This is a genomic window from Planctomycetota bacterium (genome assembly GCA_016207825.1).
In the GTDB taxonomy this organism is placed as follows: domain Bacteria; phylum Planctomycetota; class MHYJ01; order JACQXL01; family JACQZI01; genus JACQZI01.
In genome coordinates, this window is the sequence record JACQZI010000023.1 from 23,922 (window position 1) to 36,922 (window position 13,001).

The 13,001-nt window shown below is 48.3% G+C and carries 5 protein-coding genes; 2 read left to right on the plus strand and 3 right to left on the minus strand.

The window, feature by feature from the left end; translation table 11 throughout:
* The first annotated feature begins 347 nt into the window (after positions 1 to 347).
* Positions 348 to 1,412: a HAMP domain-containing histidine kinase gene (locus HY811_08390; protein MBI4834819.1), complete on the plus strand. Its 1,065-nt coding sequence runs from the start codon at positions 348 to 350 to the stop codon at positions 1,410 to 1,412.
* Positions 1,413 to 1,494: 82 nt separating this feature from the next.
* Here the strand turns inward: HY811_08390 and HY811_08395 are convergent, their stop codons facing one another.
* From HY811_08395 to HY811_08405, 3 genes are all read right to left on the minus strand, one after another.
* Positions 1,495 to 5,349, minus strand: coding sequence for a hypothetical protein (locus tag HY811_08395; GenBank protein ID MBI4834820.1), 3,855 nt, complete (start codon positions 5,347 to 5,349; stop codon positions 1,495 to 1,497).
* Positions 5,350 to 5,368: 19 nt separating this feature from the next.
* Entirely contained in the window at positions 5,369 to 9,721 is a 4,353-nt protein-coding gene (locus HY811_08400; protein ID MBI4834821.1) for a hypothetical protein, read from the minus strand.
* Positions 9,722 to 9,998: 277 nt separating this feature from the next.
* Positions 9,999 to 10,940, minus strand: a complete 942-nt coding sequence (locus HY811_08405) for a PAS domain S-box protein (GenBank protein ID MBI4834822.1) — start codon at positions 10,938 to 10,940, stop codon at positions 9,999 to 10,001.
* A 72-nt stretch (positions 10,941 to 11,012) separates the two neighbouring features.
* Here HY811_08405 and HY811_08410 point away from each other — a divergent pair, with 72 nt between their 5' ends.
* The gene (locus tag HY811_08410) at positions 11,013 to 12,899 is read left to right on the plus strand and encodes a response regulator (GenBank protein MBI4834823.1); all 1,887 of its coding nucleotides are present in this window, start codon (positions 11,013 to 11,015) and stop codon (positions 12,897 to 12,899) included.
* Positions 12,900 to 13,001 lie beyond the last annotated feature (102 nt).

Below are 13,001 nucleotides of genomic sequence, written 5' to 3' on the forward strand. Positions count from 1 at the left end.
CGCATTACTATAGAGTAAAAACGGGCACCAGTCAAGAGAAAGAGGATTCCCTTCGTCAGGCTCAGGGTAAAACAGCAGCAATGAACAAGCAGTGAACAGCGCCGCTCCCTCCTCTTCATTTCGTTACTATTTTTCACTTGACAAATAACCGTTATTTTGTAATGATACGCAACAATCTGACTAATCCCGCTCCGCAACGCGGAGAGGAAAATATGCCCGGCAATAAACTTCCCATAAAAACATAGGCTAATGGCCGATGCCGTGAACCGGCTTTTGCCGCTTACGGCCTTGAGAAAACGGCTTAAACATATGGTGCGTGAAAAACCGTAAATTAGGAGAGTGACGTTATGAAAGACAAAATTAATACGACAACAAAGTTGCATCTCCTGGAAAAAAGCGAGTGGTCTCTCTGGATACTGGCTTTGGTTATCATCATCATTTACACTGTCTGTATCATGGTAGTTGCCCAGCCGGATATCTGGAACGACGTCATCTCGGGCGCGGCGCAGTCTACGTTTATAATTCTCGTTTCAAGCCTTTTCATCCTAACCGTCCTCTTATGCTTTTACATCATCTACCGCGAAAGGGTGATTAAGAAATTGCGGAAGGGGCTTTTTGCCGATGAACGCATGTCCGCCATGGCGCACCTGGCCGCGAGGATTACCCACGACTTAAACAATAAAATGACCATTGCCACCGGCTTGGTCGAATTGGTTTTAAAATCAGACCTGCCCCGGGAAGTCAAATCCGACCTTGAAAATATCAATGCCCAGCATAAGGAAATAAACAGGCTCCTGGAAAATCTACTCGTTGCCGGCCGGCAGAAAAACTCCCTGAGCCAGTTAAAACAAGCCGATAAACATGAAGCCGTTGATTTAGCCGGCCTGGTTAAATCCGTCCTGGATTCGATGCAGGCTAAAATGACAGCCCATCATATTGTTCTTAATCATGCTATTCCGGAGTGGGCCACACCCGGAGAAAGCATACGGGTGAACGGTGACCGCCACCAGCTTTTTGAGGGATTCCTAAACCTTGTCAAAAACGCCGTCGAAGCCATGGAAAAAAGCGAACGAAAGGAATTGATTGTTAGATATGAACGCTCGGCGGACAACAAGGTTCTCGTTCGTATTTCCGATACCGGCCCCGGAATCAAACCGGAAGTGATGAGAAATATTTTCGAGCCGTTTGTTACGACCAAGCAACCCGGAAAAGGAACCGGCTTGGGATTAAATATCACCAAATCTATCATCAGCCAACACGGCGGTAAAATCAGCGCGAAGAATAATACGGATAGAGGGGCGGCTTTTATCGTGGAATTATCAACGGTACACGCGGGAGATGCACCCACGCCTCCGTCCGGTGATGCCCGACCGCTTCGGGCTTCGGGTGAGACTCAGCCGAACCGCGCTTAGCCGAAGGGGGGTGAATCAGTAGCAAGGGATGGGGTAATTGCCCCCCGACCATTCAGCCGGAGGGCTTTAACGCCTTCAATAATTAATCCTTGGGTTTTTCTTCAGGCGGCTGCTGTTCTTCTTTAGGCTCTTCATTAACTTCTTCCGGTTCGGTGTATTCTTCCATTGCCGGTGACTTTACCGCCTTGGGCTTAAGCTGGAAGCTTGCGGCGAAGTATTCCTTAAAGCCGAGCGCGACCGCAATTATCACGGTGACCATGACCGGCACCCAGATGATAATGCTGAATATGGTTTTATATGATTCGCCAATCAGGGTGGAAATGCCCAAAATTACCAGGACCGCCACAAGAACCTTGCCCATCTTTTTCCACGAATCGCCGCCGGTCTTGAACCACAAGAACAGAGTGACCAGGACCGCGAGAATCACGAAGAGGCCGTTCACCATGTGGCTGAAACCGCTTTTCAGGTAATGGGCGTAGATATTGGCCGGGATATCCAGAGATATGAGAGTCTGGTAATAATAGGTCTTGGTGGTGGTGGGGATAGTGCCCGTATACATGGAGGAAGCGGAAGCAACATCACCGCCTTTGCCCGCGGGATAGCGGATGTTTTCCACCGCGCTGGTATTGCTTGATAATTGGTAAACCTGCTGTTCCTTCTGGTCGTTTGCCGCCGGGACATTTTCCACCTGCACAGCCGGCGCCTGTTCGTCATTCAGTTGGGCGATTAGCGGTTCGAACCTATCCACCTTTTCCATATTGCCCGCATTCATGACCACCTCGTATTTATCCGGGATAGAAAGGCTCCAGCCCAGCCGCATGACCGGGATATTCATCGAGGGGCAGGTCAGGTTGATAATCCCGCTGGCGCCGAAGGCATCTATCTTATAGGCGTAACGGACGTTTACGACGAACGGCTTATCGGATTTGCTCTGCTGGGCAATCGGGATGAGGACGACGGAAGCGCCTTTTTCCACGGCCTTGAAACTGCTTTCATTGATGCCGGCAACGCGCACGTGCCAGATTTCCGTATTCGCCGGCAAATAAAGCCTGAGGTATTGTTCGCGGGTATTGCGTATTTTGCACAAGAGGTCGGTGATGAGCTGTCCATCCTTGCTGATGGTCGTGGATAAGCGGCACCCTTCGACGATGGCAACCAGGACTTCGGAGAATTCGTGCCGGCTGATATTTGCGGTAAGCGCATAAGGGTGCTTCAAGTAACGGAACGCCATGAGGATGGGGTAATCTATGCCGACTTTATAGGAAGCCGGTATTTCTTTTTCATCGAGGGGGGTGAGGTTTTCCGGCTTGGGATTGGAAAGTTCCATATCCGCCCGGGCGGCTAATGCCAGGTAGCCGGTTTCCCGTTCCACATCGAGCACCTTGATGCCGGTATAATTCAGCGGGGCGTATTCACTGGCGCCATCCGCGCCGGTCTTGCCCATTTCCACCTGGAAGGTAACGTAAAGGTAAAAGGTTCCCTGGCGCGGTGAATGGAGCTCCACGGTCCAGGCGGTTTCATCATCAGCAACCTTGCCTTTATGCTTGATATTCTCACCGTTAATATCTATGTTTTTGGCTTCAGGCGGGAACTGGAATTTGAAGTTGGAAACGCCGGCAAACTGGATATCGTATTTTAACGTCGCGCTGGTGTGGATGAGCGATTCCCCCACCGAAGCAAAGTGGAATGTTTCCACGGTAATATAGGACTTAATCTTTTCGACCAAAAGCGCCAGCGTCCAGCCGGATTCGTAATATTTATAAGCCAGGGTCAGGTTGGGCCGGGCCATGGTTGGGGGCAGGTCTTTCAGGTCTATTTCAATAAGTTTCGCCAGTTTGGAGGAATCGGTTTTTACCCTCAAGACCGGGTCAACGCTCAATGCCAGGTAGCCGTGTTCTTTAGAGGCGTCCAAAGCCTGCAAGCGCGGCAGTTCCATTCCTTTTTCCACGCTTGTCAGCATCTGCTCTGCCTTGAGCTGGAGGAGGTAATTGCCCTCCACCCGCGTGGCCAAGGTCACGGAAAGCGTCTCGGCAGCTTCGTCATAGCGCCAATCGTCGACGTTCGCGCCTTTCAATTCCGTAATATGCAGCGTCCTGGGCAGGCTCAGTTTCAGGTTAAAGACGCCGGCCTTGCGGATATCGTAAATGACATTCGAGGTAAGCTCCAGTTTGCGTTCGTCAATGGTGATGATGGTCTGGAACTCCACATTGACTTCCGGCTTGATGTCTTTTACGAACAGGTTTATTTCGTAAGGCTGTTTCAGGTAACGGAAAGCGAGGTCGGGGAACGACTGCGGCAGGGGCGATTGGTTCTGCACCTGCTGCTGGGGAACCTGGAGCGGTGCCTGGCGCGAGCCGGGCACAGGCTGCGGCTTATCCGATTCGCCTTTGATTACCGTAAAAGGGAATTCACGGATATTTATCTGGTTGATATTTTTCAAGGAGGCTAATTCCACTTTCACGCCGCTCAAGGCGGAAACGGCCAGGTAGCCTTCTTCACGTTCTGTTTCCAGGGTTTTGATGATGGGGAACGGGACGGCTTTGGCGCTGCCTTCGGTCGCCTTTTCCGTGATTAACGACAGGTAATACTGCCCTTCTGCCTGCGAACGCAGATCTATGGTCAGGATATTGTCTTTTATCTGCCAGTTGTTGATATTTTCCCCGTTGATATCTATAATCTTCAAGGATTCGGGCAGTTGTATCTTAAAATGGAAGACGCCGGATTCCCGGATGGTATACATGATATATGTATCCAGACGTATGCTGTCTTTGGAAGCGCGGCTTAAGGTGAGGATATCTGCAAAGACCTTGGGCGGTATTTCGTAGGCGGTCAAGGTCATGTTGAACGGCCTTTTCAAGTATTTGAATGCCAAATCTATGCCCGCCACCCGCTGGGAAGGCAGGTCCTGGATATCTATCTGGGCGATATTTTCCATGGCGCCCGGCTCGACCCGGATGCCTTTTTTGGAGATGACGGAGATATACCCTTTTTCCCGGCTGACGCCCAACGGTTTTATTTTAGGCGGGGTAAATGAAATAGGCAGGGCTTCAAGCGTCTTTTCCAGGATGAGTTGGATAGAATATGCCTTAGCCATGCCGCCGGAAGTTTCCACAACCAGGACTTTGCCCTCTTTGGGGTCGTCGCGGGTATCCCATTTCTTTATTTTATCGCCGACCACGTCGATGATATTGAGGTCTTCGGAAAGGGCGATTTCAAAGCGGTCTATTTCGCCTATCAGGATGCTGTAATCTATGAAAGATTCTACCCGGATATTCCCTTTGCTGACCGTGTAAACGGTCCGCTGCTCGGCGAAATGGGTCGGCACGAAGAGGCGCTCGGTTTCGACCGTGGACCAGGAAACGGTCACTGCCGGGTAAACGGTGTTAAAGACCATGACCTCGGTGGTATTGCCCTTGCTGGGAAGGACGCCGAAATTCACTTCGGGTGAAACGGATACCTTGGCGTCTTTCATGGGGAGCACCATCCGGACCGAGGCGTTTGCGGCGGGGATGAAAAAGACATTGACGGAATTACCCAGTTTTTCACTGCGTAAACGGGCGACGTGCTCGAATTCCAGGACGTAATCGCCTTTTTTATTGGCCATCAGGAAATAAGTATCCTGCTGGCGGTTAAGGATAATCTCCTTGGCATTACCTTTGCGGACCTTGAACGAGGTGAGCGAGGCATCCGAGGGAAACAGTTCTATCGAACGCCAGCCATCTTCCAGGATGGAAACGGAAATAGTGGTCTTGAAATTAGCCAGTTCACCGGAGACCGTGCCGGAGGTTTCCATATTGGAAATGACGTATGAGGTAGCCGGCTTAGGCGGCGGGACCGGCGCCGGCGGGTCGCCCGCCCATAACAGGTTCAATATCAAGAACGGCAAAACAACCCATAGCCCTAAAACCGCGGCCCATCTTTTTTTCCTCGTTTCCATAACACACCTCCTATAATAATTATTGACGATTCAGAGATAAAAGTTTTTTACCCAAGATTAATGCAATAGAAGCGCCCAGGATGATGGCGAACCAAAAAGCGGTCCGCAGGAATTCATGGGCAAATCCCCCGGCAACCGATTGGGCAATGAAGAGAAGAATGATTGCGCCGGCCAGTCCGACTATTACGTGAAGAGGATTATAACGTGGAACCAGGAACAAGGCGGCACCTGCCATCAAGAGGCATATGAGCAATTGCAGGAATAATATCATGGAGGTGGAAAGCGTCGTAAACGAAATGGTTGCGATGGCTTTCCCCAAATAAGTGGATTGGAAACGGTAATAATCCGTTTGGTGAATCGGCAGGGAAACGGAAATAGCCAAGGCGCCTTTGCTCCTCCCCTGGCGGGTGCGGGAAAACACCTGGGGCGATTGCGGCGTTTCCAGCCAGCCGGATTGCACTTTAGGCTGGTATACATCTGAAGGTGAAGGCGCTTCAACCGGCAAAGGCAAGGTAGCGGTTGAGCCGTCCGGCGGCAAGAGAGGAACCGGCGTTGCCTGCGGCTGGGGTGAAGGCTCGGGTTTAGATACAGGCGGAGAGGGAAGCCTGCGCCTGCCCCCTCTTGGTGACGAACCACTGCCTACCCCCATCGTATCATTAACTCCTTTTCCCTTCAACGGCTTGTCCGATACGAAATCGTATGAATCGCCTTCCGACGACTCGCCTGATAAGGACTTATATTCATCAACCTTTTTTTCCATTTCCTCCAGTTCTTTCAGGTCACCACGCTTGGTCAATCTTTCTTTTACCTTTTGGTAGCGTTCATCTTTCCTCGATTCCATATTCATGAGAGAAAGGTCTTCATTATCGGCTGTTTCAGAACGCTTGGTTTCTTCAGCATCTTTCCAGACAGGAGCAGATTCGGTAATTATATCACGGGGAAGGTCCATCCCCAGAGAATCATCATGAGGCGGCGCATTATTGGCATACGGAAATTGCACCGATTTAACGGCATATATTTTATTTGATTCCGCTGACTTTTTCATTCCCACCGTAGAAGACGATATAAAGATGTAAAAGAGCCAGAATAAAACCACCGTGGCGGCCGGGGCAAATACCGCCCATCTTAACAGCGGCTGTAATTTGATATGCAGGCGTGAGATGACGGCGCGCAGGATTTTGAGGATAATGATTGCAACGACGATAAAAGCCAGGAACAATAACAGGTAAAAAGCAAGACGCTTGGCAATGGGCGGGATGGCAGCCCATGCCTTGCGGATGAAAGAAAGGGCGCTGCTTCCAACGATGCCGGCAAGGCTTGGCTCTCCCATGAACCGGTCTTCCAGGACAAGGTCCATATTGCCGGACTGGCTGGTAAGATAATAACCGGAAGGCAGGAACAAATGCCAGGCGGCATTATTGATATTCAAATCTGTCTGGGGCATGGAAAGCGATAGTTTTTTCATGCCGGATAATTTCTTGATATCCTGGATATAAACGACCACCAAGGAAGCCAACTGGCCTTCAGGCGGGGTTTCGGCTGTTTTTTCCGCCATAAGGGGAATGAGCAATTTGCCGGTTTCTTTCCTGGTCGGCTTGACCGGTTTATCATTGAGATAAGCACCCCAGAGAATCGTCCCGGAAGGCAGTGTGACCGTGAGGTTCTGTTTTCCCTTGTTTTCTATTTTCATGTGGAAATAAGTAATCAGTTCGCCGTTATCGTGCAGGCGGGAATAGAGGTTGCTGTCGTATATCTTTGCCAGGAGTGTCTGGTTAAGTTCGTGGGCGGTAACCTTCAGCTTGAGGCGCGCTTTTTCCGAGGCATAAGAAACGAAATAAACCGGCTGGGTGGGCAGCCACGCCAGGATATCATCGGCTATTTTCATTTCGGTGGTGTTGCTTACCTGCACGTTTTCTTTTTCCGTGATGCTCACCTCGTCACGCGGGTTATCGGAGGCAAGCACGACGGTGCTTTGGTTTAGGGAAGCGTTAACGGGCTGAAGCGGCGAAAATTCCGCACTTTCGGGCTCCACGGTCAGTGCTTTTTCATAAACCACAACCAAGCGGTATGAGCCGACTTTCTGCCTGAGTTTTATTTCCCAGACGCCGTCTTTTTCTTCCATGTTCCGGATATATTCCCCTCGGAATTCCGGATTGAGCGTCCCCGGAGGCAATTTTACCCGGAAGTAATTTACCGACCGCAACCCCTTGACAGAATAATCAACCAAATTAAAAGCGCGCAGCTGTCCCGGGCGAATGGCCAGGGCAGTGGAAACGACCGCATCAATCTGGACGGGCTCGGAAATTACCGCCAGCCCAACCGACCAATCCGGCAGCAGGCTGTAAAAAGCCAAACCCAACGGCGCTTGGTTAGCCAGGCTTAATACCTGGAGAGGCAGTTTATCAATACTCAATTCGCTAATATTATGTAAGGAGCCGCTTATCTTGAGAGAAACGCCCGGCCCGGTTGATATTGCCAGGTAGGTGGCAATTTTCTTTAAAGGCGCCCTGATATTTAACGGGGAAATGGCCAGTGTATCCGTTGTTTCCCGGCTTGCCGGGGAAGAAGTTATTTTTACGGTATGCCTGTCTTTGATGCCCTGGGTAAAGGTTATTTTGAGGGTATGCGAACTGTTATCATATTCCCATATTTTAAGGCCGCTGGAATTAACCTGCGCGGGGGCAAAATCATCCGGCATGACAATATCCAGGTTGAAAAGGGCTTCCTTCCTGACCATAAAATCCAACTGTGTTTCCCGCGACAATGTGTTTTCCGTCTTATAGAGATGTTCATAAACCGCTAGTTCGACTTCCGGCTTTAATAATGAATTAATGAGTTTTACCTGCCAGTCGTTTTGGTTTGATTGGAAGGCAAAAGCCGGGTTGGCATCTTTAAGCCAGCCCGGTAATTGTTCCGGCGACAGCTGATTCATCCGCTGGATTGATTCGATTTTGCTTTCCAGGTTGTCCGGTTTTACCGCCAATGCCGTTTCAAACCCGATTACATTATCGGGAATAATGGGCTCCAGGACGAACGGTTCTCCAATCCGGCAGGGACTCTGTAATTCTACGGTAAAATCGATGTTTCCCAAAAGGAACCCGTTGAATAATACCTTGAGGACTTTATCTTTGAAATAATAGGTTTTGACCGCCGGCCCGTCGGCCGAGATGACCGAAAAGTTTTCCGGTATCTGCATGGCAACCGCATTGATGCCGGTATTCTTTATTTCCCATGACGTTTTTACGCGGGCGATGACAAAAGAAGGTTTCAGCGTATGGAGCATTTCTATTTTAGCATAGACACGCGGCACTTTTTGGGAAATGGAAGCGGTCAATTGCGCCGAAGGGTTTTCCCACCGATAAGCCATATTCGCCCGGCGATTGACTGCTCGGACATCTATTTGCTGCAAATTATCGGTTTCATCAATTGTCATATCAAGGTCTTTGGCAACACTGATTAATAACAAGCCGTTTTGTTTCGGGATATTAGATTCTTTAATCGGCTGGATGCGGGTTGGCTTATCGAATTCGAACGGGGTTTCCGTAACAAGCCGTAAAGAATACCTGCCCTCGGAGACCGCGTTATGGAGAAATACGTTGAGAATATCGCCGTCGGCGCCCTTTTCGATGAACCAACGGTTAAGATTCTCTCCCTCCACTTTTAATAGAGTCGTCTTGCCTGTAAGCAGAAGGGAAATCCGAGAGAGAAACCGGTTCGTGATGTTAAAATCCAGGGATGTATCCGTTGTTATCAACCCGTTTTCGACGGAAGCAAACATCGTGCTATCAAGCAAGATGCCGTCCAGGCGCTGTTCCATGATTTCCCTGTCACCCCATAAAACGGTGAATTCATCGGTCGTTTCCGAATTGAAAGTGATGACGGTGGCTTTACCTTTTTCTTTCTTTCGGTAAAGCATATCCGGCTTAAGCTGTATCCCAAGATTGGTTCCCGGCATGGTTATCTCTGTCGAAGCAAAAGTTGCCGGGATGACCGGGGCGACCAGCTTATACGCTTCATTTTCTTTTTCAACCTTGAGCGGAATGGTCCCGGATATATTATACGCCCCTGCCTTCTGGAAAAGCAGTTTGTGCTGTTTATTATCCTTGGTCAGGATGCACAGTTTTGGAACGGCGGCTAAAGAAACCTGGTAGCGGGTTGAAGCAAGTTTGATTTCACACCATTTATCGGTATGGACAGTTATCTTCAGGGAAAACGAAAGGGTGGCTTTGTTAAGCCCATTGTTTACCGCGATGTTATAAGAAGCGTTCTCAACCGTATAATTTTCCGGGAGGGGCAATTCTTCCGAATTTAGCGCCCAGGGAAAAGAAAGAAGAATGCCGAGAATCGGAATCACGAATCGGAAGTGTTTCATAAATCACTCCTAATTTAATATCCCCAAACGACCAAGGTCAAGAAAAGACAACCTGTATATATAAACGAAAAATTACGATAAAAGTTCATAAAAAATATTTTCCATCATCAAATTAATATTAGCCACTTCTGTCATCTTCATCTGCCTTTCGATATATTAGACTGCGTTCACAATAAAACCTGCGGAAAAATCCAAGATTCAAAGAGATTTTCTTTTGTGCACGGGATAAATCAATCTAACCCGGAAGCAAATTCAGGATTGCGCGGATTGGCTGATTTTATGGATTTGTTGTCGGAGCGGCCGCATCCAGAAACTTTCCATAGGCAGGTTGGTTTTTCAGCTTCAGCCGGCTCGCATCACGAAAAATCCCCTGGATGACCGGGCGGCCGTCCAGTTTTATGATATTCGTGGTGAGGTGTGCCGGAATAAAACGCTTGTCTTTCCGGAGCAAATTAGAAATGCTGTGTTTAACATACTCTACATGGCGGGCACGCCTGCGGAAACGCTTCATAAGCTCTTGATGGCGCCATTGGGGATATAACAAGCTAAGATGCCGTCCTATGAGTTTATCGGATGAATACCCGGTCAATTCCTCCGCTTTTTTGTTGCAATCAATAAAGTTGCCGGTTTTGATATCAGCCACCAGGATGGCATCGCCGGCGTGAGCGAATAGTTTTTTATAACGCCGTTCGGATTCCGACATGATTTTATAAACCTTGGGCCATTTAGCGATGGTAAGGTTGCCTTTCCCTTTCAAGCGAGCCTTCTTTACCAGATAATAAACCCGCTGGGCAGACGCGCCTTTTGCGACTTCGTAAACCAGATGGTCATCTATTTCCAATACATTGGCCAGGCTTAAAAGGCGTTCCACCCGCGGTATCGAATGTTTGCTGAACTTTAAATCATGGAAGTTTTTGACATCTATATTCCAGCGCTGGGCAATTCGCCGGTCGGTAATCTTATTGCCTAATATCAGGCGAATGAATTGGTAGAGGTTGGAAAACCTGGGTGGAATGCTACTGCCCTGTTTACGCATAGTTAGATTTCTCTTGGTGATTTTAACAAGCTTTAATATATTAATCGGAAAATCCGGCGCCAGCCTTAAGCGGGAATCACGAACCATAAATTTTATTACCGAAGGATGCCAAGCCCTTACTGGTTTTACGCCTTGCCCAAGTTTTACCAAAGCTGCCGCCAATAATAATATTGCCAAAATCATAAAAAAAAGCTTGCAAGAAACTTTAAATAAGCTTTAATAAGCATAGCTAACCTTGCGGGATTTGGCGGAGAAATGCGAATACATATTTCTCTCAAAATTGCTTTAGCCTTCTTTGCCGTTTTAACGGCTACTCTATCATTTCTGGGCTGGTTCTTCATTCAGCATGAAGCAAACGTACTGGAAGATAAAATCAACGGGAGAATGTCCGAACTGGCCGGTGATATGGCCAAAGACAGCGAACAATACATTTCAAACAACAATACCCAAAAACTATTCGAGTTAGCCGAAAAGGCCATCAAGCCAAAAGATATTACGGTGGTCCATATCACCAATGAGCAAGGCTCAATATTGGCGCTGGCGGAAAAGAATATTACCGGGCCGGCTGCGCAGGTTACCGCGCAGGTGGGAACCGCCCCCGGAAAGGTAATCGGCAAAGTCATGATTACATATTCCCTAACCGATTTAAACCAGCATGTCAACTCCCTAAAAATAACTGCCCTATTTTTGATACTCATTCTCCTGGTTTTATCCGCGGCCCTGGTTTTTTACCTGGTTCATTCATCGGTTGCCTCCCCGATTAAGAAATTAATCTCAACCGGGCTTAAAGCCCTTCCGAGCGAGGCGGAAGGGAAACTTAAGTTAAAAGATAAGGATGAGTTAAGCGCCCTGGCAGATATTTTGAATGAGATGTCAGAAAACCTAAAAGTATTTGACCGCCAGATAACGGAATACAAGACTATCATGGAACAGAAAGTGGATGAAAAGACCAAGGAACTTAAAGAGGCAACTGAAGGACTGCAGCAATCGAGCAAAATGGCAGCGATGGGAAGCTTAAGCGGCGGAATCGCGCATGATTTCAACAACATCCTCTTTGCCATTTTGGGCAATGCGGAACTGGTCAAAATGGAACTTACCCCGGGAAGCGACCGTTATAAAATAATCGAAAACATCGAATCCCTGGCGCAGAAAGGCTCGCAATTAACACAGAAACTCCTTAGTTTCGCGCGCCGCGGTAAAATAAAAACCGCTCCGGTAAGCCTGAATAAAGTGGTTAGGGAAGTGGTGGATTTATTGGAACGCACCGTGGAAAAGATGATTCATATCGAGGTCAAGCTGGAATCAAGCCTGCCTTTTATAGAAGCCGATGCATCCCAATTATACCAGGTCATCCTAAATATCTGCCTCAATGCCAAGGAAGCGATGATACCCAAAGACGGCGGCAGGTTGTATATTGAAACCGGCACCAGGGAATTTTCCGAGGCCGAGCTCCGTGGCAATCCAGACGCCAAGGCAGGCAGATACGTATTTTGCTCCATTTCCGACGATGGCATCGGCATGGATAAAACACAAGTGAGCCGTATTTTCGAACCTTTTTACACAACCAAGAAAAGCGGCAAAGGCATTGGCTTAGGGCTTGCCGTAACTTACGGCATTGTCAAAGAGCACAAAGGAATAATCACTGTCTTTAGCGAGCAAGGCAAAGGCTCACGCTTTGATGTCTACCTCCCAACTTCTAAAACGGTTACAATGCCTGCACAGTCTATTAAGACAGAAGCGGAGATCCGGAAAGTGCAAGGAACAATTTTGGTAATAGATGACGAACCGGAAGTCAGGGAAATGGTAAAAAGAGTATTGGAAAGATTCGGCTATCAGGTATTAACCGCATCAGACGGCCAAAAAGGGCTGGAAGCGTACGAACAGAATAAAGATAAAATAAGCCTGGTCATTCTCGACCTGATTATGCCTGGTTGGAGCGGGCTGGAAACACTCAAAAGGCTAAAAGCATTATACCCAAAGGTGAAAGTACTGGTTTCAACCGGATACAGCGGCAGTGAACAGAACCAGGAAATCCTCAATGCCGGCTCAGCCGGATTTATTTATAAGCCCTACTCAATCAAACAGCTATTAGGCGAGGTAAGCCGGATTATTGCGTTAGATATCCAATCGGTAAACCCGTAAAAAATCCATAAGCCATAGGAAAAACGTAATCCGGATAATGCGGTAGATAAACCGTTTAAAATAATAAAGATTTACTATTAACTTTTCAGCGGATTTGGTATA

Excerpts from the sequence above, each read along its gene's own strand:
- HY811_08390 (MBI4834819.1), top strand. The coding sequence starts at position 348 with ATGAAAGACAAAATTAATACGACAACAAAGTTGCATCTCCTGGAAAAA.
- HY811_08395 (MBI4834820.1), bottom strand. The coding sequence starts at position 5,349 with ATGGAAACGAGGAAAAAAAGATGGGCCGCGGTTTTAGGGCTATGGGTT.
- HY811_08400 (MBI4834821.1), bottom strand. The coding sequence starts at position 9,721 with ATGAAACACTTCCGATTCGTGATTCCGATTCTCGGCATTCTTCTTTCT.
- HY811_08405 (MBI4834822.1), bottom strand. The coding sequence starts at position 10,940 with ATGATTTTGGCAATATTATTATTGGCGGCAGCTTTGGTAAAACTTGGG.
- HY811_08410 (MBI4834823.1), top strand. The coding sequence starts at position 11,013 with ATGCGAATACATATTTCTCTCAAAATTGCTTTAGCCTTCTTTGCCGTT.